15 protein-coding genes are annotated in these 20,277 nt (G+C 60.9%); 3 read left to right on the forward strand and 12 right to left on the reverse strand.

Annotation, left to right across the window (positions count from 1 at the left end):
- The first annotated feature begins 8 nt into the window (after window positions 1-8).
- The 3 genes from dnaB to DESLA_RS0100850 are packed head-to-tail and all read left to right on the forward strand — an operon-like array spanning window position 9 to window position 3,257.
- Window positions 9-1,415: a replicative DNA helicase gene (gene dnaB, locus DESLA_RS0100840; RefSeq protein WP_156932820.1), complete on the forward strand. Its 1,407-nt coding sequence runs from the start codon at window positions 9-11 to the stop codon at window positions 1,413-1,415.
- A gap of 43 nt (window positions 1,416-1,458) precedes the next feature.
- On the forward strand, window positions 1,459-2,751 hold the full coding sequence (locus DESLA_RS0100845) for a phenylacetate--CoA ligase family protein (RefSeq protein WP_028571012.1): 1,293 nt from the start codon (window positions 1,459-1,461) through the stop codon (window positions 2,749-2,751).
- The gene (locus tag DESLA_RS0100850; protein ID WP_084031786.1) at window positions 2,748-3,257 is read left to right on the forward strand and encodes a DUF456 domain-containing protein; all 510 of its coding nucleotides are present in this window, start codon (window positions 2,748-2,750) and stop codon (window positions 3,255-3,257) included. Before DESLA_RS0100845 ends, DESLA_RS0100850 begins: the two co-directional genes overlap by 4 nt.
- Window positions 3,258-3,270: 13 nt before the next feature.
- Here DESLA_RS0100850 and mutM read toward each other — a convergent pair whose 3' ends face one another.
- The 12 genes from mutM to DESLA_RS0100910 all read right to left on the reverse strand — a co-directional run bounded on the left by mutM (window position 3,271) and on the right by DESLA_RS0100910 (window position 20,164).
- Entirely contained in the window at window positions 3,271-4,095 is an 825-nt protein-coding gene (mutM, locus tag DESLA_RS0100855) for a bifunctional DNA-formamidopyrimidine glycosylase/DNA-(apurinic or apyrimidinic site) lyase (RefSeq protein ID WP_028571014.1), read from the reverse strand.
- A gap of 67 nt (window positions 4,096-4,162) precedes the next feature.
- On the reverse strand, window positions 4,163-5,332 hold the full coding sequence (locus DESLA_RS0100860) for a ChaN family lipoprotein (RefSeq protein WP_028571015.1): 1,170 nt from the start codon (window positions 5,330-5,332) through the stop codon (window positions 4,163-4,165).
- Window positions 5,323-6,588 carry a phenylacetate--CoA ligase family protein gene (locus tag DESLA_RS0100865; RefSeq protein ID WP_028571016.1) on the reverse strand — a complete coding sequence of 422 codons (1,266 nt, stop codon included), beginning with the start codon at window positions 6,586-6,588 and terminating at the stop codon, window positions 5,323-5,325. Before DESLA_RS0100865 ends, DESLA_RS0100860 begins: the two co-directional genes overlap by 10 nt.
- Before the next feature lie 424 nt (window positions 6,589-7,012).
- Complete coding sequence (locus DESLA_RS0100870) at window positions 7,013-8,419, reverse strand: NAD(P)/FAD-dependent oxidoreductase (RefSeq protein ID WP_028571017.1); 1,407 nt, start codon at window positions 8,417-8,419, stop codon at window positions 7,013-7,015.
- A gap of 29 nt (window positions 8,420-8,448) precedes the next feature.
- The gene (locus DESLA_RS0100875; protein WP_028571018.1) at window positions 8,449-9,036 is read right to left on the reverse strand and encodes a nitroreductase family protein; all 588 of its coding nucleotides are present in this window, start codon (window positions 9,034-9,036) and stop codon (window positions 8,449-8,451) included.
- 229 nt (window positions 9,037-9,265) lie between these two features.
- Window positions 9,266-11,425 (reverse strand): L-lactate dehydrogenase (quinone) large subunit LdhH, encoded by a 2,160-nt coding sequence (gene ldhH, locus DESLA_RS0100880; protein ID WP_028571019.1) that lies wholly within the window; start codon window positions 11,423-11,425, stop codon window positions 9,266-9,268.
- Window positions 11,425-12,057 carry a LutC/YkgG family protein gene (locus DESLA_RS0100885; protein ID WP_028571020.1) on the reverse strand — a complete coding sequence of 211 codons (633 nt, stop codon included), beginning with the start codon at window positions 12,055-12,057 and terminating at the stop codon, window positions 11,425-11,427. Before DESLA_RS0100885 ends, ldhH begins: the two co-directional genes overlap by 1 nt.
- On the reverse strand, window positions 12,032-13,273 hold the full coding sequence (locus DESLA_RS0100890) for an acetate kinase (RefSeq protein WP_028571021.1): 1,242 nt from the start codon (window positions 13,271-13,273) through the stop codon (window positions 12,032-12,034). Before DESLA_RS0100890 ends, DESLA_RS0100885 begins: the two co-directional genes overlap by 26 nt.
- A gap of 46 nt (window positions 13,274-13,319) precedes the next feature.
- On the reverse strand, window positions 13,320-15,428 hold the full coding sequence (gene pta / locus DESLA_RS0100895) for a phosphate acetyltransferase (protein ID WP_028571022.1): 2,109 nt from the start codon (window positions 15,426-15,428) through the stop codon (window positions 13,320-13,322).
- A 177-nt stretch (window positions 15,429-15,605) separates the two neighbouring features.
- Entirely contained in the window at window positions 15,606-16,886 is a 1,281-nt protein-coding gene (locus tag DESLA_RS0100900) for a (Fe-S)-binding protein (RefSeq protein ID WP_028571023.1), read from the reverse strand.
- 12 nt (window positions 16,887-16,898) lie between these two features.
- Window positions 16,899-18,290, reverse strand: a complete 1,392-nt coding sequence (locus tag DESLA_RS0100905) for an FAD-binding oxidoreductase (protein WP_028571024.1) — start codon at window positions 18,288-18,290, stop codon at window positions 16,899-16,901.
- A 158-nt stretch (window positions 18,291-18,448) separates the two neighbouring features.
- The gene (locus tag DESLA_RS0100910; RefSeq protein ID WP_028571025.1) at window positions 18,449-20,164 is read right to left on the reverse strand and encodes an L-lactate permease; all 1,716 of its coding nucleotides are present in this window, start codon (window positions 20,162-20,164) and stop codon (window positions 18,449-18,451) included.
- Window positions 20,165-20,277: the final 113 nt, after the last annotated feature.

A 20,277-nucleotide genomic window follows, 5' to 3' on the forward strand; every position in this document is an offset into this window, starting at 1 on the left:
ACCGGCTCGTGCCACGCTCACCTCAAAAAAACACCGTCGCCACAAAGGCGACGACCATCACCGGCAAGACGCCCCCCCAGAACCTGGAAGCCGAACAGGCGGTTCTGGGGGGGATTTTTTTGCGCCCGGACCTGATCGACGCTTTACTCGAAATCGTCGGCGAGGATGATTTCTACTCACCGGCTCACCGGAGTATTTTTCAGTCCTGCATTCAGCTCTACCAGCGCCGGGTGCCCATTGATCTGGTCACCCTGGTCGACCATCTTCAAAGTTCAGGTATCTTGGAAGAAGTGGGCGGTCCGGTGTATCTGGCCTCCCTGACCGAATCCCTGGTTGCCGCCTCCCATGCCGAATCCTATGCCCGGATCGTCCGGGACAAAGCCATTCTGCGGCGGCTGATCGGCGCCGCGTCCGATATCGTCGTCAATTGTCACGAGGGCGGACAGGACGTGGACAAGGTTCTGGACGAATCAGAAGCGGCCATTTTCGCCATTTCCGAGAACAGAACCAAGAGCATTTTTTCCACCACCAAGGAACTGGTTAATCAGGTCTTCGAGCACCTGGAAAAACGGGTCGAACGCCAGGAGTTGGTTACCGGCGTGCCCACGGGCTACCATAAGCTGGACGAGATGACCGCCGGGCTGCAACCCTCGGACTTGATCATTATCGCGGCCCGGCCCAGCATGGGCAAGACTGCTTTTGCCCTGAACATCGCCATGCGGGCCGCTGTGCTCAAGGATGTCCCCACGGCCATCTACTCCCTGGAAATGTCCAAGGAGCAGTTGATGATGCGCATGCTCTGCGCCTGGGGCAAGGTAGATTTGGGCAGGTTTCGGCGCGGTTTCCTGAACGACGAGGACTGGACCCGCCTGTACCATGCCGCGGATGCCCTGTCTCAGGCCTCCATTTTCATTGACGACACCCCGGCCCTGGGAACCCTGGACCTGCGGGCCAGATGCCGCAGGCTCAAATCCGAAAAGAATTTGGGGTTGGTGGTCGTGGATTATCTTCAGTTGATGCGGGCCAGCCGGCGAATCGATTCCCGCGAACAGGAGATTTCCGAAATTTCCCGGACCCTGAAGGGGCTGGCCAAGGAACTGGATCTGCCGATGATCGCCCTGGCCCAGCTTAACCGCAAGGTCGAGGAGCGCAGCAACCGGCGGCCGATGCTTTCGGACTTGCGTGAATCCGGCGCGATCGAACAGGATGCGGACGTGATTGCCTTCATCTATCGCGATGAGGTGTACAACAAGCAGGAAGGCAATCCCAAGAAGGGTATCGCGGAGATCATCATCGGCAAGCAGCGCAACGGGCCGGTGGGCGAAGTGGAGCTGGCCTACCTGGACTCGTACACCGCGTTTGAAAATCTGGTTGACGTCCCGCCGCCCTCGGAAAGTTTCCAATCCGCCACGTAAGATCGTCTCTTGCGCGGCGACCCCCGTAAGACAAGGAGGCAACGTGTTTTTCGATCCCTTGGAAGGCCTTGATCGCGAGGAACTGGATCGTTTACAGTCCGTCAGACTGCAAAGCGTGACGGAAGCGGCGGTGCGTTCTCCGCTGTATGCCGGATTGTTTCAGGAGCACGGCCTTCAGGCCGACCAAGTCCGTGGCCTGGGCGATTTGGCGCGGCTCCCCTTGACCGACAAGGAACATCTGCGATCCTGTTACCCGGATGGGCTGCTCTGTCGTCCCAAGGAGGAAATGGTCCGCCTGCACGCCTCTTCCGGGACCACCGGCGCGGCGACGGTGATCTTCCATACGGCGGGAGACATTCAGACCTGGGCCGACCTGGTGGCCCGGTGCTTCCACATGGTCGGGGTCCGGCCCGGCGATGTCTTTCAGAATATGAGCGGATACGGTCTGTTCACCGGAGGCCTGGGCATCCATTACGGCGCGGAGCGCCTGGGGTGCCTGACCATCCCTGCGGGCGCGGGCAACAGCAAGCGGCAGATCAAGCTGCTTCAGGATTTTTGCGTCACGGTGATTCACATCATTCCCTCCTACGCCCTGCACTTGGCCACGGTGTTTCAGTCCTTGGGCGTGGAGCCCGGCGGGCTGCACCTGAAGACCGCCCTGATCGGCGCGGAACCGCACTCCGAGGAGATTCGCCGACGGATCGAAGAATTGTACGGAGTGAAGGCCTACAACTCCTACGGCTTGTCCGAGATGAACGGACCCGGCGTGGCCTTCGAATGCCCGGAACAAAACGGGATGCACATTTGGGAAGATGCGTTTCTGCCGGAAATTATCGACCCGGTCACGCTGCGACCGGTTCCGGAAGGAGAGGTGGGCGAGCTGGTCCTGACCACGCTGACCCGGGAGGGCATGCCGATCCTGCGCTATCGCACCCGCGACCTGACCCGCTTTCTGCCCGGAGATTGCCCGTGCGGCCGGACGCATCGCCGCATTGACCGAATTGTCGGGCGCAGCGACGACATGATCATCATCAAGGGCGTGAATATTTTCCCGATGCAGGTGGAGCGCGTGCTGATGGCCATTCCGGAAGTGGGGCAGAACTACCTGATCGTGCTGGAACGGCAAGGCTATCTGGATCAGTTCAAGGTCCAGGTGGAAGTGAAGAGCGAATTTTTCGTGGAAGACATGCGGGTGCTCAAAAAATTGCAGGACAGGATTACCGGGTTACTGCGCGATGAACTGCTGATAACGCCTAAGGTGGAACTGGTGGAAGCCCGGAGCCTGCCTTGCTCCGAGGGCAAGGCTCAGCGGGTGTGCGATTTGCGGGGAGAATGATGTCGTTTGTCCTGGCCGGGCTGTTTCTGGGGTTTCTCGGCTTGCTGCTGATGCTGCATGTGTTCGGCCTGCCGGCAAATTGGCTGATTCTGGCCGCCGTGGCGACCTGGGGCTGGATGCACGCGGGGTTCGCGGGGGGGATCGGTTTTTTCGCTGTCCTGTTCGCGCTCTGCGTGCTGGGCGAGGTCGTGGAGTTCGCGGCCCAGATGTGGGGCGGGCGGCGATTCGGCGGAAGTCGGAAAGGCGCTTGGGCGGCCGTTGTCGGGGCAATTATCGGGGGCGTTTTGGGCGCGCCCTTTTTTTTCGGGCTGGGCGCGGTTCCCGGCTCTTTTCTGGGGGCCTACGCGGGCAGCCTGTTGGTCGAACTGGGTCAGGGCTACCCGATGGCGACCGCGCGACGGGCCGCCTGGGGCGCGATGTGGAACAAGGTTTTCGGCACGGTGGTCAAGGTCTGCATCGGGGTCTGGATGATCGTCTTGAGCTTTGATCTGGTTTGGCCCGACTGATCGCGGTCCTCTCTTAAATTGTCTGACAACTCGGGCAGAAGCAGGTGGTCCGACCGGCGATCTTGGCGGTCTGGATGGGCGTGCCGCACTGCTTGCAGGGTAGGCCTCCCCGCCCGTAGACTTGAAAGGTGTTCTGAAACGTCCCCACAAGCCCCGCTGCGGTGCGGTAGTCCCGGATGGAACTTCCTCCAGCGGCGATGGCCTCGGTCAAGACGCTCTGGAGGCTGTCCAGAAGGCGGGCCAGGCGTTCCGGGACGATCCGGTTCGTCGGCGTCGCCGGATGGATGGCCGCTCGAAAGAGGCTTTCATCGGCATAGATGTTGCCGATTCCGGCAATGATCCGCTGATCCAGTAACAGTGCCTTAATCCGGGCCTTGTTCCGACCATTCTTCCCACTGATCCGCCTCGCGAACGTTTCCAAATCCAACCCCAACGGTTCCGGCCCGAGGTCGCGATAAAAGGGCCATCGCTCCAACTCCTCGCTGGAAAACAGGCCGCAGGTCCCGAACTTGCGTTGGTCCTGAAAATAGAGCGCGGTCCCGTCGTCCAGGTTCAACAACAAATGCACGTGCAAGGCAGGAGGAAGGCCCGAGGGCATGAGGCCCAGCCTCCCGGTCATGCGCAGGTGAAAGGCCATCACGTCCTGGTCCGGAAAATTCAGAAACAACAGTTTGCCCCGGCGGGAGACCCCGCGGATGGTCCGCCCTATCACCTTTTGGGCCAAGTCGCCGCCCTTGACCAAATGTGCGGCGATGTGCGGCACTCCGGTGACGGTCCGGCCTGTGAGCAGAGGCCGGAGCCCCCGGGCAATGGTTTCCACTTCAGGCAGTTCAGGCATGGTTGGCGGCAGGAGTCGTGATTCAGGATTCTGGAAGCGGAAGACGGAAGAGTTGGTGGTGAGGTCCTCAGGGGGAGGAGATGGGTATGGTTAAGTGGTCGCCGTCTCGGAGTACCTTCAGGCGCAAGGGGCGTTGTTCGCTTTTGGCCTGAACTCCTGCGCGGTGCAGGACTTCCAGGGTTGTGATGGGTAGGTCGTCGGCGGCGAGCAGGACGTCTCCGGGTTGCAATCCGGCTGCCTGGGCCAGGGAGTTTGGAATCACGCCGGTGACGATTACCTGGTCCTCGACCCAGGCGATGAGCAAGCCCAGACGTCTCGGCGGCTCCGGGCAGTAGAAAAAGAAATCTCCGGCCGTGGGGGCCGGGACCGGACCGCCGCGCCAGGGGATCAGGGACAGGCTCCGGGGGGCGTCGCCCAGCAGTCCGAGTCGATAGGCAATCCCGTGACCGTCTTCCACATGGGCCGCTCCGGTCAGGATGACCATGGTTTCCTCCGCTCCGCGCCGCTGGATCGCGGCATGGGCCATCTGGGTATCCCAGAGGGACTGGATCATCATGAACCGCTCCAGATCGAACCCGGCTTCCATGGTCCGGTCCGGCATCAACTCCACATGCCGAAGGTACTCTTCTTCAATTATGGCCCGCTGCGGCGGGGGGGGCGGGATCAACGTTGCTGGGAGCAGGCCGCGTTCATCGGCGGGGATGGTCTCCAGGCCGTCGGCACGAATCCGGTGCAGCAGGTCCTTGGGCACGTTCAGACCGTAGACCGGAATGCCGGACTCTTTGGCTTGAGCCAGGATCGGACGATAGAAGGAAAAGTTGTAACCCCAGTATTCCTGCCAGCTCAACTGATCTTCCAGTTCATCCAGGCCGACCTCGCCCCGATGAAACGCGTCCAGGACTTCCTGGGCGGACCAAGGAACCATCTCCAGCCCAACGGCGAGGGGCAGGTCTGATCGAGCCAGGGCGCTCAAGGCATCGGCCTGGAACTGCTGGTCGCAGGCGTTGGCGTGGGACTCGCCGATCAGGATGAAATCGTGGGACGCGACCAGGGCCGTCAGTTCGGATGGTTCGACCTGACGCCCGTCGGCCAGGAAGAGCGTGCCCGGCCGCGGTGTCGTAACGGTTTCGGGGATGGGGGGGCTTGGAGGGAGAAGGCGGGCGCAGCCGACGTTCAGGTTCAGAAGGATCAGGAGAACCAGAACCGTCGGCAGCGCCCGAAGGGAGATCAATCCCACTTGCGCTTGTCCTCGATGGGACGGATTTGAGCTGGAAGCGAACCCGGAGCCACGACTTTCAGGTCCGGTCGCAGGCCGATCTTCTCGCGAAAATGGTGGAAGAGCTCGTTCTCCCGCTTGAACTGGCTGGCCTCAATGTACAGCGTCAATTCGTCGATGCCGCCGGGGTTGGTCACCTCGATCTGCCAGCGTTTGATTTCCTCGAAAGAGGCCATGACCTGTTCGACCTGGTGGGGGTAGACGAACATCCCCTTGATCCGGGCTGTGGTGTCCACGCGGCCGACGATGTTGCCCAGGCGAGGCGAGGAGCGGCCGCAAGGGCAGGGCGCCCGGTCGATGTAGGACAGGTCTCCGGTGGAGAGCCGGATCAGCGGGTAGGTCTTGTTGAAAGCCGTGACCACGATTTCGCCGACCTCGCCGTCCTTAAGCGGAATGCCGGTGTCCGGATGGCAGATCTCCGCGAAAACGCGGTTGGAGACGTGCAATCCGTTCTTGTGGAAGCATTCATAGCCGATGGAGCCGACGTCCGCGGTGCCGTAGCCCTGGCGCATGATGATGTCGAACTTTTTTTCCAGGTTGTTGCGCAGCTTTTCCGGGAATTTCTCGCCGGTGACAAAGGCCACTTCCAGGTACAGGTCCTTGCGCAGGTTCAACCCGGCTTCCTCGCCCTTTTGGGCCAGGTGCATCAGGTAGCTGGGCGTGCCGATGTACCCGGTGATCCGCAGCTTTTGCATGATATCCAGCTGGGTGTTGGTGTTTCCGGGTCCGGCGGGGACCACGGCGCAACCCAGGCTGCGCAGCGGCTCTTCGAACATCAGTCCGGCGGGGGCGAGGTGGTAGTTGAAGGTGATCATGTTTACGTCTCCGGGACGAAATCCGGCGGCGTAAAAGCCTTCGGTCCAGCCCCAGTAATCGTCGACGCGGTCCTCGGGGTCGAAAATGGGGCCGGGGGAGAGAAAAATCCGGCGCAGCTCGCCCAGATCCTTGGTCAGCAACCCACCCAGGCGCGGTCCCATGGTCTGCAAGAAAATCAGTTCCTTTTTCTTGATGATCGGGATGTGCTTCAGGTCGTTGAGCACCTTAAATTTGTCCGGGCTGAACTGGGCCCGGTCGAAGCGCTTCTTGACGTCTTCGGAGTACCTGTAGGCGTAGGTCAGCAGATCCTTGAGGTGGATCTGGTAATATTGCCTGCGTTCGCTTTCATCCAGTACTTCCCGGCGACTATAGATGCCTTCGGTACGGTCTTTTCGGGTCATATCCGGTTCCTCTTTTTCTGTTCACGATTATCCAGTCTTAAGCTATAAACAGTTATAATTAACAACAGGCGACGAGAAAATCAAGTCCGGAGACGCGGGGCTCAGGGCGACTTTGCTCTCTGCAAAATTGCAATAATTCCAGTTTTATAGGCTGTAGGGCACTCAAGGGATACCATCCTGGGTGGGCTGGATATCATCGAAATCGGGAAGTTCTCAGAAATCGATTTCGATCACGATCACGATTTAGATTTCGATTCCGATTCCGATCCGGTAGAGGATGAGAGCTGAGATCAAAAATGCCATGATACGGGTTTTTTAAGACGGTATTTTCGACGGACACGACAAGCAAAAAGGCCGGCTTTCCCTGGGGAAACCGGCCCTATTATCGTGGGGCGCGAGGAGCCTATTAGTCGCCGCGTCGCGATCAATTCAGGTCTTTGATGATCCCCTTGGCCGCCAGCAGTCCGGTGGCCGCGGCGGAGACGATGTTGCCGGCCACGCCGGGGCCGTCCCCAGCCACGAACATGCCGGGCAGGGAGGTGCGCAGGTCGGCGTCGGTCTCCATCTGGGTGGCGAAAAATTTGATCTCCGGAGCGTAGAGCAGGGTTTCGTCGTTGGCCACGCCAGGGACGACGCAGTTGAGCTTTTCCAGCCCTTCCACGAGGTTGGTCAGGATGCGTTCGGGCAGGGCCATGGCGATGTCGCCGCAGGTGACGTTGGAGAGGGTGGGGCGGATGAACCCCTTGGATATCCGGTTCCAGGTGCTGCGCCGCCCGCGCTTGAGGTCGCCGAAACGTTGCAGGATGGGCTTGCCGCCGCCGATCAGACTGGCCAGCTTGCCGATGGACTCGCCGTAGGCCTGGTTGTCCGTGACCGGTTCGGTGAGCACCACTTTGGAGAGAAAGGCGAAGTTGCTGTTTTCGGACTTCTTGTCCAGGTAGGCGTGGCCGTTGACGCAGACGAAGTTCTGGTAGTTCTCCAAGGAAACGTATCCGCCGCGGTTGGTGCAGAAGGTCCGGGTTTGGTCGTCGTATTTCCGGGTCTGGATGAAGAAGGTCGGATCGTAGATCACGCTGGTCAGGTCGTAGAGGATGTCGTTGTGCACCTCCACGCGCACGCCGACCTCAATGCCGCGTTGGGTCAGGTTGATGCCGTGGGCCTGGGCGATTCGTCCGGCCCAATCAGCTCCGACCCGGCCGGGGGCCAGAACCACGTGCCGACACCGCAAGGTTGCCTTTTCGGTGACCACTCCGCCGACGCGGCCCTGGTCCACCAGGATTTCCCGAACATCCTCGTTGGTGCGGATGATTACGCCCTTGCGCTGGATGTGCTCGGCCATGGCCGCGATGTGGTCGGGCAGTTTGTCGCTGCCCAGGTGCTTCTGGCGGATCAGGAGCAGGTCGATTCCGGCTTTTTTGGCTTGTTTGCGGATCTCCCGTGCTTTTTCCATATCCGTGGGGTAGACCGGGCCGTCCATGCCGAATTGGGTGAAGACCGTTTCGGTTTCCCGGATCAGTTCCCTGGCTTGGTCCGGAGAGAGGAACTGGGTCAGGTCCGTCTTGCCGAGGATGTGGATGAAATTCAGCTTACCGTCGGAAAACAGACCGGCCCCGCCGATTCCGGAGAGAATGTTGCAGGGCTTGCAATGATGGCAGGTCGGACTTTGCTTTTGGCCGATGGGGCAGGATCGGCGCAAGGGGGATCGGCCCTTGTCCACAAGCATGATCTTCAGGTCCGTGTTCTCGGCCAGATGGTACGCGGCGAACAGACCGGCCGGTCCGCCGCCGATGATGATCACGTCGGCCGAGGTGGATGTGATGGAGGTGGTCAAAACGTCTCCGGTCAGGTGTGCGAAAAGGTTCAGTGATCGCCGAAGCGGCGCAGCAGGATGGAGTCCAGGTCGCGCTTGGGAACGTGGTGGACGCCTTTTTCGTCTCGCCAATACTTTATGTCGCCGGCCTCGCCGAGACGTTCCAGCACGATCTTTTCCTTGGGCCGACCCAGGGCGATGACCATCAGGATTTCAAAGCCCTCGGGCGTCTCCAGGGTCGCGGCCAGAGCGTCCTTTTTGAGGGAGCCGATCATACATCCGCCTAAGCCCAATTCCGTGGAACCCAGGAGGATGGTCTGGGCCGCGATGCCCAGATCCCAGGCCGAGGTTTTTGCGTAGCGCTGATCTCCAAGGACGATGATGTAACCCGTGGGGCGCTCTCCCTCCTCCGGCCCGTTCCAGTCCTTGAGATAGGCGGCCCAGGCCAAGTGAGGGAAAATTTGGGCGTTGACGTGGGCATCGACGCTGATCATGTACCGCAAGGGTTGCAGATTGGCCGCGGAGGCCGTCAGCCTCGCCGTGTCCACCAAATCCTCCAGGGTTGCCAGCGTGAGCGGGTGGTTTTCATAAAAACGCCGGAAACTGCGGGTCCTGGAAACAAGCTCACGCAGGGTCATTCTCTTCACTCCTTTTCGATCCATTTCGGGCCACGCCCGAGGCCTACATGCAATATGTCGTGGTGTTTCACTATTGTGGCGATTGGTACGTTCATCTCGACTCGCGAAGTGAACGAGAAACATATCACGGCTTGGCGCGTAGGAAAAGTGCCAAGTTTCGTGCCGATTTTTGCCATTGTGGGGGGACAAAAAAACGGCCGGGATTGCTCCCGGCCGTTGGAGGGGCGGTCTAGCGCAACCGTTCGGCCAGCAGTTCGGCCACGTGTTTGACTTCGATGTCCTTGCCCGCGGCCTTCATGCCGCCGCGGATGTGCATAACGCAGCCCGGGCAGTCCGTGGCCACGGCGGAGATGTCTCCGGCTTCCAGGTTGGCCATCTTCTTGGCCAGCAGGGTCTTGGAGATGGCCGGGAACTTCATGGAGTAGGAACCGCCGAAGCCGCAGCAGACTTCCTCTTCGGAGGTCGGCACGTAGTCGTGGGCCATGTTGATGGCCTCCCTCGGCGCTTCGCGGACTTCCAGGCCCCGGCACAGGTGACAGGGGGCGTGGTAGCCGATGCGTTTGCCGGAATGGTTGAACTTCATGGACGAGATTTGCAGGACATCGTGGATAAGGGAGCTGAAATCAATGATCTTGTCCGCGAATTGGGCCACCTTGGAGGCCAAAGCGGTCTCGTTCTCCAGCAGCTTGGGATAGCCGTGCTTGAGATGCGAGGCGCAGGAGGCGCACATGGTCATGATGTAGTCGTACCGGCTCGGATCGAATGCCTGCACGTTCTGCCGGGCCACCTCGACGGCCGCCTGCTTTTCGCCCATCATGTTCACCGGCAGGCCGCAGCAGGACTGCTGCATGGGATAATCCAGCTCCACGGTTCCGGTGGAGGCGATGATTTTCACCGCGGCCTTCATTTGTTCGGGATAGACGAAGTCCTGAACGCAGCCCGAGAACAGGGCTACCCGCAGCGTGGGGTTGACCACCTTGGGCTTGATGGACTTCCATTCGTCGCGAAAGGCCTTGTCCGCGATGGTCGGCAGTTTGCGGAAATCCTGGTCCTTTTCCTTCATGAACACGGTGGGCAGGTGACGGATGTACTGGCCGTCGCGCTCGGCAAAGGGCTTCTGGGCCCAGCGCATGTTTTTGAGCAGGGTGTGGAACAGGGTGCGGTTTTTGAGCACCATGCCCATCAGCTTGGACTGGGCCGGATGCCCGTCCTCGTCCTGGATCATGGCATGGATTTCCTTGATCAGCCGGGGCAGGTCGATGCCCGCTGCGCAGACCTCCTTGCAGGCTCCGCAGTTCACGCAGTTCTGAACCAGGAACTTGGCCTTGTCCTTGCCGTGAAAGAAGTAGGTCATGATCAGGCCGATGGCCCCGATGTAGACATGGCCGTACTTATGGCCGCCCACCAGACGATAGACCGGACAGACGTTGGCGCAGGCCCCGCAGCGAATGCAGCGCAGGATCTGGGCGAAATCCTTGTCCTTGGCCAGCTTTTTGCGGCCGTTGTCCAGGAAGACCACGTGCATGACCTTCTTGTTGTCCGGCGCACTCTTGCACTCGTTGGGACCGGTGATCCAGGTCACGTAGGAGGTGATCTGCTGGCCGGTGGCGTTGCGAGGCAGGGCGCGGAGGATGCGCAAGGCGTCGTGCAGGGTGGGGGTCAGCTTTTCCAGACCCACCAGAGCCACATGGACCCGGGGAAGGGTAGTGGCCAGGCGGGCGTTGCCCTCGTTGGTCACCAGGCCGATGGTCCCGGTTTCCACCACGGCGAAGTTGCTTCCGGAGATGCCCATGTCCGCTTCCACGTATTCCTTGCGCAGCTCCCGACGGGCCACCTTGACCAGCTTCTGGATGTCCGGGTCCTGCTCCTTTTTGGTCACCCCGGCGAAGAGGTCGGCCACCTGGTAGCGGGAGAGATGGATGGCCGGCATGACCATGTGCGACGGGCCTTCGCCGCGCATTTGGATGATCCACTCGCCCAGGTCCGATTCCACGACCTTCAGACCCTCGGCTTCCAGGTGGTTGTTGAGGTGGGTTTCCTCCGCGGTCATGGACTTGGCCTTGATCACCTTTTTACAGTCGTTGTCCTTGGCGATGCGGGCGATGATCCGGTTGGCCTCTTCCGCTGTCTCGGCCAGATGGACGTGGACGCCCATGGATTCGGCCTTTTGCTTGAACTGCCGGTACAGCTCGTCCATGCGCCGGATGCCGTCGTCCTTGGCCTGGGCGATTTCCTCAATCAGGCCCTTGACGTCCATTCCTGTAAAGGCGTTGGCCCGACCGGTACGATAGGCCACGGCAAAGGTGTCCAGGGCCTTGCGCTGAAACTCGTTGCCCAGGGATTCTTCGACTTCCTGGAGATATTCTTCTATTTTGACGGCTGTTTGCATTACGCGTCCTCCCAGAGCAGGATGTGCAGTTCCAATGGTCCGTGGACCCCGATGGCCAGCACCCGTTCAATGTCCGCGGTCCGGCTGGCCCCGGTGATGAAGGCCAGGTAGTTGGGGGCCTTTTGCATCATGGGCAGCAGCTCGGCCTCGGCCTCGTAGCTGGTGGCCCGCAGCTTGGACAGGGGCAGGACCACCACGTTGATCTCGCTGATCATGGTGGACAACCGCAGATCCTCGGAAGAGGAGTCCAGCACCAGGGAACCGGTTTCGGCCAGCCCCAGGTCGGCCACGGCGAATCCGATGTCGATCCCGGCCAGATGGCCGCGCAGGCCGTCGGCGATGAGCTTCACTCCGGCCTTTTCCGCTGCCTTGGCCAGTTCCGCGTACTGGTCGTCGGTCAGCTTGGGCGCGGCCATGACCTTGTCCGCCGCCTTGGCCACGCACAGGTCCGAGGCTTCGTCGGAAATGGCGTTTTCGCAGCCGGAGAGCAGCAGTTGACAGGCGTCCTTGTTCAGACAGACGTCCACGGCGTAGGCGTAGGCCTCGTCCAGTTTGCCGATCCGCTTCACGACAGCGGAAACGGCTTCGGCTTTTTTGGTAAAGAGTTCAATGTGTTCCTGACTCACGCTCAGCCTCCTTATTTCCCAGGACTTCCATGGTCTGGGTGGCGATTTCCAACTCTTCGTTGGTGGGAATGATGAAGATTTTGATCAGGCTGTTGGCGGTGCTGATTTCCGCTGCCTGCCCCCGGGGGGTCTCGGCGTTACGATGAGTGTCCAGCACCGCGCCCAGCCCGCCAAGAGTCGCGCAGGACAGACGGCGGACTGCGGAATCGTTTTCACCGATTCCTGCCGTGAAGCAGATGGCGTCGGCCCCGTCCAGCAAGGCCAGATACTGTCCGATGTATTGGGTCACCCGGCGGCAGAAGACCCGCAGGGCCAGTTGGGCGTCGGCATCGCCCTGGGAGATAAGATCGTGGATGTCGCGCATGTCGTTGCTTCCGCACATCCCCTTGAGGCCGCTGTCCTTGTTCAGCAGCGTGTCGATCTCGCGAATGCTCAGCCCCTTGTTGTCCGCCAGGAAGGCATGCAGGGCCGGGTCCACGTCGCCGGAGCGCGTGCCCATGACCAGTCCGGCCAACGGGGTCAGGCCCATGCTGGTGTCGATGCATTTGCCGTTCTTGATCGCGGCCATGGAGCAGCCGTTACCCAGATGCACGGTCACGCAGGTGGTTTCCTGAAGCGGCTTGCCCAACATCTTTGCGCACTGCTTGGCCACGTAGAAATGGGACGTGCCGTGGAAGCCGTAGCGGCGGATCTTCAGTTCGGTGTAAAGTTCCTTGGGAATGGCGTAGCGGTAGGCTTCCGGGGCCATGGTCTGGTGAAAGGCCGTGTCGAACACGGCCACGTTGGGCACGCCGGGCATCAGCCGCAGCGCGGTCTCGATGCCGGCCAGCCCTCCGGGGTTATGCAAGGGGGCCAGAGGAATCTGGGCCTTGATGCCCTCGATCACGGCCTCGTCCACCAGGGTCGGGGCGCTGAAGGCCTCGCCGCCGTGGACGATCCGGTGGCCGATGCCTTGGATTTCGGAAACCGCGGCGATCACTCCAGTGCTTTGCCCGGTGATCAGTTCCACCACCTTGGCCAGACCCGTGGCATGATCCGGAATGGACATGGCCTCGTTAAAGGCCTGTTCCTGGTCCGTGCCCGGGCGGCGGACATGCTTGACCTTGCTGGTGGCCTCGCCGATGCGTTCCACCAGTCCCGAGGCCAGAACGATTTGTCCGGCCATGTCCAGAAGTTGATATTTGACGGAGGAACTGCCGGAGTTGAGGATGAGGATCTTCATGAATCTTCCCTTCAGATATAGTTGACGTGGTGTTATTGTTAAATTTTTATTTAATATTTTCAGTGTGCTGGGCCTGGATGGCGGTGATGGCCACGGTGTTGACGATGTCCGGCACGGTGCAGCCGCGGGAGAGGTCGTTGACCGGTTTGTTCAGACCCTGGAGCACCGGGCCGATGGCGATGGCGTTGGCGGCCCGCTGCACGGCCTTGTAGGTGTTGTTGCCGGTGTTCAGGTCCGGAAAGATGAACACCGTGGCCCTTCCGGCCACCTGGGAATCGGGCATTTTGGTCATGGCCACGTCCGGGTCGTAGGCCGCGTCGTACTGGATCGGTCCTTCGATGAGCAGTTCCGGAGCCATCTCTTTGGCGATGGTTGTAGCTTCCCGGACCTTTTCGACTTCCTGGCCCGAACCGGATTCGCCGGTGGAGTAGGAAAGCATGGCAATCCTGGGGTCAACGCCGAACTGAACGGCGGTGTCCGCGGAAGCCACGGCGATTTCCGCCAACTGTCGGGCCGTGGGGTTGGGGTTCACGGCGCAGTCGCCGAAGACCAGGACCCGGTCGGACATGCACATGAAAAAGACCGAGGAGACCAGGGAGATGCCCGGCCTGGTCTTGATGAACTGCAAGGCCGGACGGATGGTCTGCTGGGTGGTGGTGATGGAGCCGGAGACCATCCCGTCGGCATGCCCTTTTTGAACCATCATGGTCCCGAAATAGGTGGCCTCGGCCATGGTGTCGTGGGCTACTTCCTCGGTCATGCCCTTGCTTTTGCGCAAATCGTAGTAGGTCTTCCAGTAGTCCTCGAAGTAGTCCGAGGCGGCCGGGTCGATGAACGTGGCCTTGTCCAGGGACAGCCCCATCTGAGCGGCCTTGGCCCGAATGGCGTCCGGCTGTCCGAGGATGGTCAGGTCCGCGATGCCGCGGCGCAGCAGGATGTCCGCGGCCTGGAGAATGCGGGTGGACGCGCCTTCGGGGAGCACGATGTGCCGGCGTTCGGCCTTGGCTTTTTCGATCAGGCTGTACTCGAACATCACCGGGGTGACCTTGGTGGATTTTTTCGTCTCCAGGCGCTGAAAAAGTTCCGCGGTGTCCACGTGCTCCTCAAAAGATCCCAGGGCCGTGGCGATCTTCTTCTGGTCCTCCGGCTCGATTCGTCCGTACATTTCCATCAAGGTTCTGGTGGTCTTGTAGGTGTGCCCCTTGGCCGAGAGAATGGGCATGGGCACGCCGGTCCAGCCGTCCAAAAGCTTCATCACGGATTCCGGAGGCTTGATCCCGCCGGTGAGCACGATCCCCGCGACCTCGGGATAGGTCTGGGATTGCCGGGTGGCGATACAGCCCAGGAGGATGTCCGACCGGTCTCCAGGGGTAATGACCATGGAATTCTTGGAAACGTACTGCAGAAAATTGTTCACCTGCATGGCGGCCACCACGTAGTCGTCCACCTGGACGTCCAGCAGGTCTCCGCCGGCGATCACCTCGGCGTCCAGCCATTTGCGGATGTCGTTGATGGTCGGTTTGCCCAGGGAAGACACCTCGGGGATGGCGTAGGTCAGGCATTCCTCGTGCACCCGGTACTTGCAGCGCAGGCCTCCGATGATTTCGTCCTTGTCCAGGCTCTCGGCCCGATTGACGATGGTGGCCAGGACGTCCAGGCCTTTTTCGGAAAAGGTGTCGATGGCGATCTGGGTCTGGGCCACGATTTGTTTCGGGGTCTTGTTCTGGCCGTTGGCCACCAGGATCACCGGCGAGCCGAGGTTGGCGGCGATTTCCGCGTTGATGTCGAACTCAAAGGCCGAATCTCCGCCGATAAAGTCCGAGCCCTCGCAGAGAATGAAGTCGTACCGGGTTTCCAGGGCCTTGTACTTGGCCAGGATGTTCTCCATCAGCAGGGCGTGTTCGCCTTGATTGATCAGGTCCCGGGCCTGTTCCAGGGTGTAGGCGTAGGCGTCCTGGTAGGTTTCGTTGAGGTGGAACTGGGTCAGGATCAGGTTGGTGTCGTGATCCCGCTTGCCGTTGCCCTGGGCGCTGATGATCGGTCGAAAAAATCCCACCCGCCGGATATGGCGCATGAGCATCTGCATCAGGCCGAGACAAATGGCCGATTTGCCGCTGCGGGATTCCGTGTTGATGACGTAGAGGTTCTTGGCCATGGGCGAGGGTCCTTTGGTTTGAGGTGGTGCAGGGGCGAATCTGTTCTCTCATCGAAATCGAAATCGCAATCGCTATCGAAATCGGAAATGTATCAGAAATCGATTTCGATCACGATTTCGATTTCGATACCGATCCGAATACCCACTAGGAAATGAGAACAAATTCGCCCTTACCCGTTACAACGTTTCCGCGTACAATTCCACCACGTGCTTTACGGGAATCGAATGTCCGGACTTGGACAGCATGTCCGAAATCTGGAGCATGCAGGCCGGGCAACTGGTGGCCGCGATCTTGGCGCCGGTGGCGGCGATGCTTTCGGCCTTTTTGCGCCCGATGACGTCGGACAGCTTGTAGTGCTTGATGTTGAAGCTGCCGCCGGACCCGCAGCAGGAGGGGCCTCCGGGCAGCTCTGCAGCGGCGTATTTGCCTCCGGCGGCCAGGATTTGGCGCGGTTGGGCCGTGATCTTCAACGTGTTCCGCAGGTGACAGGGATCGTGGTAGGCCACCTTGGTCGGGGTTACGGCTTCTTTCGGAGCGACCTTCAGGACGTCGGTAAGAAACTGGCTGACGTCCATGACCTTGTCTGCGAGGTCCTTGACCCGGACCGCGTCCATCTTGTCCCCGTAGTATTTGGGCCAAAGCTCATGAATGGTGGCCGTGCAGGTGGCGCAGGGGGTGATCAGGTAGTCCCATTTACCTTTGGCGAACAGGTCCAGGTTCTGGCGGACCAGGTTGTCGAAGACCTCGGTTTCGCCGCTGGACAGGGCCGGGATGCCGCAACAGGCCTGATTGGGCGGCATGAACACCCCGACCTGATGGTGCTCCATGACCTTCAGCACGGCCTGGCCCACCTGGGGAAAAACCTTGTCCGTGACGCAGCCTGGAAAAAAGGCCACACGCAGACCGGACTTTCCCGGAGGGGTGTCCTTGTGGGGAGTCTGGGAATGGAGTGACTTCGAAGCCAGCTTCTTGAAATGCCGGTCCGCGATCAACGGGGCGTTGAACCGGGCGCAGGACGTTCCGATGACGCTGTCCGCATCCTTGGTGAACAGGCCCTGCAAGGACGACCCCAGGGAGAGCAGGTTGTTCATCAGTTTCGGGTTGGTCAGCAACCGACGGAAGATCAGGCGCTGAGTGGGCGGCAAGCCCAGGTAGCCGGTGAGAATCGCCCGGGCGCGCAGAAAGATGTCCGTGACCTTGACCCCGGAGGGACAGTTGGCCTCGCAGGTGCCGCAGAGCAGGCAGCGCTGGAGCTTTTCATTGACCTCTTCCGGGTCCTTGAGGATTTCCTCGGACAAACCGGAGAGCAAAGCCAATTTGCCGCGGGTGACGTCGGTTTCCCGGCCGGTCTGGGCGAAGACCGGGCACTGGGCCTGGCACATGCCGCAGCGCATGCAGCCGGTGAGCAGGTCGTCCAGCTCCTTAAGCATGGATACGAGTTTTTTAATGTCGGCCATAATGTCCTCCGATTAGGCGAGCAAGGGGCCGAGGATTTTGCCCGGGTTGAGGATGTTGTTGGGGTCGAGCACGCTCTTCATCCTGCGGGAGTAGTTGATGGCCCCTACGCCGTATTCGTTTTTCAGGTATTTGGATTTGGCCAGACCGATGCCGTGCTCGCCGGACAAGGTGCCGCCCAGGGCCAGGGCTTCCTCGAAGATGGCGTCGATGGCCGCTTCAACTCTGTGCCATTCCTTCTGGTCGCGCTTGTCCGTGAGGATGGTCGGGTGCAGGTTGCCGTCCCCGGCGTGGCCGAAGGTGCCGATGGTCAGGTCGTACTTCTTGGCTATCTTGTCCAGGGCCTGCATCATGGCTGGAATTTTGGAGCGGGGTACGGTGGCGTCTTCTAGGACCGTGGTCGGTTTGACCCGGGCCAGAGCCGGAAGAGCGTCGCGGCGGGCTTGCCAGACCGCGTTACGCTCGGCGTCATCCTTGGCCACGCGGACGCTGATGGCCTTGTTGTCCTTGCAGATGGATTCCACCTTGGCCGCGTCGTCCTCCACCTGGGCCGGGTGGCCGTCCACCTCGATGAGCAGCATGGCCGCGGCATCCACGGGCAGGCCGGCCTTGCGGAAGTTCTCCACGGTGCGGATGGTGAAGTTGTCCATGAATTCCAGGGTGGCCGGAACGATCTTGTTGGCAATAATTGCGGCCACGGCCCGGGACGCGTCCATCACGTCCGGGAATACGGCCATCATGGCCTTGTAGGCGGCAGGCGGCGGAACCAGCTTCAGAGTCAGCTTTTCGAATACGCCCAGAGTGCCTTCCGATGCAATCATCAGTCCGGCCAGATTATAACCGGTGACGCATTTCACGGTCTTTCCCCCGGAGCGAATCAGCTCGCCGTTGACGTCGAAAAAGTCCACGCCCATGACATAGTCCTTGGTCACGCCGTACTTCAGGGCGCGCAGGCCCCCGGCGTTCTCGGCCACGTTGCCGCCCAGGGTGGAGACGGCCTGGGAGCCGGGGTCCGGCGGGTAAAGCAGGCCCTTGGCGGCCACCTGGGCCGCGAACTTGGCCGTGACCACGCCGGGCTGGACCACGGCGTAGAGATCTTCCTCGTTGATCTCCAGGACTTTATCCAGCGCAGTGGTCAGGCAGACCACGCCGCCGGGGTGGGGGATGGTTCCGCCGGACAGGTTGGTCCCGGCTCCGCGCACAGTCAGCTTCAGGCCGTTCTCGTTGCACAGCCTGACCACCTGACCCAGGCTTTCGGAATTCTCCGGGCGGACCACGATGGCCGGTTGGGTCTGATCCAGGACCGCGGAATCGTAGGAATAGGCGTGCAATTCGGCAGGCTCGGTCATCACGTTGTCCTTGCCGACGATCCGCTGGAATTCATTCTTTAACGCATCTCTGATCATTGCAAATCTCCTTTGCGTGGGGTTCAAGTTTCAATGGTCACTGCTCACGAAAAGTTTTGGGGCATGAGCCGTGCCCATCAAGCCTTGAAACGAGCCTTGAGCCAATCTGGCGGAGGTTCCCCGGGCGGACGTTGGTCCGCCCGGGGAGGGATGCAGGTTTAGAAGAGGTTGGCCGGCAGGATGTTCAGCAGCAGGATGACCATCAAGCCAACGACCACTCCGTAGAGCAGGAAGGGCCAGAAGGTTTTGCGCAGGATTGCGCCTTCCTGTCCGGACAGGCCGACCACGGCGCACACGGCCACGATGTTGTGGATGCAGACCATGTTGCCCATGCCGCCGCCCACGGCCTGGGCCGCGACGATGATCTGGCGGGGCAGATCAAGCTGAGTGGCCATGCCCCACTGGAACTCGGCAAAGAGCAGGTTGGACACCGTGTTCGAACCGGTGATGAAGGCTCCCAGGCCGCCGACGAAGGAGGCGAACATCGGCCAGCCTTGGCCCACCAATTCAGACAATGCACTGGCCATGGCCAGAGGCATGGAGGGGTAGGCGTTGGGGTTCAGGGCCAGATCGCCGATGCCGGACCCGCGGAAGATGGAGACCAGACCCACGGCGAAGAACAGGGCGATGGCCGGGTTTTTCATCTTCTTGATGGAATCCACCCAGGCGGTCTTGACCTTGTCGCCGGGCATGCCGTGGATGAAGATGGTCAGGATGGCCACGAGCATGAACGGAATGGTGCCGGGCAGGTAGAGGTAGGCGATGGAACCGCTGACGGATTCATAGCCCAGGATGCCGGTCCAGGCGATGCTTTTGGAGGAGAGCCAGGCCTTGAGTCCCAGCTCGTTGATCCGGGTGAGCACCAGGATGATGCCGATGAGCACGTAGGGCATCCAGGCCTTGAACTGGCTCATCCGGGCTTCGAACTTGCAGCCTTCGGCAGCGGTGCTGACCGTGCCGGTCCATTCCGGATCCCAGTTCTTCTGGGAACCGAAGGTCCAGGTGTCCTTGGGCACGGCGATGCCGCGCTTGGCGCCCCAGACCACCACGCCCAGGCCGACCAGACCGCCGATCAGGGATGGGAATTCCGGACCCAGGAACCAGGCGAAGATCAGGTAGGGGACGGTGAAGGCCACAGCGGCGAAGACGCAGAATTTCCAGGCGCCGAAGCCTTCGGACCAGGAGCGGTTCGGGCCGAAGAAGCGGGAGATGAAGCCGAGCATGAAGATGGGCAGGATGAAGATCATCGGCAGGTGCATCAGGGTGGCCCACTGGCCGATGAGCATGCCGAAGGACTCATAGCTGGTGAAGTTCACGCCCACGGCCCCGCTGGCCACGGCGTCGCCCACCAGGTCGCGCAGGAAGGTCAGGCCGATGATTACCGGCGTGCCCACCGCGCCGAAGGTGACGGGGAAGGAGTTGAAGACCAGGCAGATGACCGCCGCGGCCAGGGGCGGGAAGCCCAGGGCCAGGAGCAGCGGTGCGGCCAGGGCCGCGGGGGTGCCGAAGCCCGCCGCGCCTTCAATAAAGGCCGCGAACAGGTAGCCGATGATGATGGCCTGTACGCGCATGTCCGGAGAAATGCTCTGCATTCCGCACTGGATGGTTTCCATGCCGCCGGAATCGCGCAGGGTATGCAGAATTAAAATTGCACCGAAAACAATGATCAAAATGCCGATGGCCGTGATCACGCCTTGAATGGACAGTGCGGCGACGTAGCCGACCGGAAGGCTCCAGACGGCGACGCCGGCCACGGCGGTGACCAACCAAGCCAGCGGCATGGCCTTGGTGGCCGGCCAGCGAAAGCCGACCATCAGCACCAGGGCCAGGGCAATGGGTAATGCGGCGATAAGTGCCAGGACTCCAATGGACATGTTTCAACTCCTCCTTGAAATAAGTTAATCCAACAACCAGGGCTGCAAGCCTTCCACCATATACATCGGCCTTCAGCCCATCTCTTCGCCCGAACATGGTGACGGATCGGGGC

The organism is Desulfonatronum lacustre DSM 10312 (assembly GCF_000519265.1).
Taxonomy (GTDB): Bacteria; Desulfobacterota; Desulfovibrionia; order Desulfovibrionales; family Desulfonatronaceae; genus Desulfonatronum; species Desulfonatronum lacustre.

Excerpts from the sequence above, each read along its gene's own strand:
- DESLA_RS0100850 (WP_084031786.1), top strand. The coding sequence starts at position 2,748 with ATGATGTCGTTTGTCCTGGCCGGGCTGTTTCTGGGGTTTCTCGGCTTG.
- mutM (WP_028571014.1), bottom strand. The coding sequence starts at position 4,095 with ATGCCTGAACTGCCTGAAGTGGAAACCATTGCCCGGGGGCTCCGGCCT.
- DESLA_RS0100865 (WP_028571016.1), bottom strand. The coding sequence starts at position 6,588 with ATGACCCGAAAAGACCGTACCGAAGGCATCTATAGTCGCCGGGAAGTA.
- DESLA_RS0100875 (WP_028571018.1), bottom strand. The coding sequence starts at position 9,036 with ATGACCCTGCGTGAGCTTGTTTCCAGGACCCGCAGTTTCCGGCGTTTT.
- ldhH (WP_028571019.1), bottom strand. The coding sequence starts at position 11,425 with ATGCAAACAGCCGTCAAAATAGAAGAATATCTCCAGGAAGTCGAAGAA.
- DESLA_RS0100890 (WP_028571021.1), bottom strand. The coding sequence starts at position 13,273 with ATGAAGATCCTCATCCTCAACTCCGGCAGTTCCTCCGTCAAATATCAA.
- pta (WP_028571022.1), bottom strand. The coding sequence starts at position 15,428 with ATGGCCAAGAACCTCTACGTCATCAACACGGAATCCCGCAGCGGCAAA.
- DESLA_RS0100900 (WP_028571023.1), bottom strand. The coding sequence starts at position 16,886 with ATGGCCGACATTAAAAAACTCGTATCCATGCTTAAGGAGCTGGACGAC.
- DESLA_RS0100905 (WP_028571024.1), bottom strand. The coding sequence starts at position 18,290 with ATGATCAGAGATGCGTTAAAGAATGAATTCCAGCGGATCGTCGGCAAG.
- DESLA_RS0100910 (WP_028571025.1), bottom strand. The coding sequence starts at position 20,164 with ATGTCCATTGGAGTCCTGGCACTTATCGCCGCATTACCCATTGCCCTG.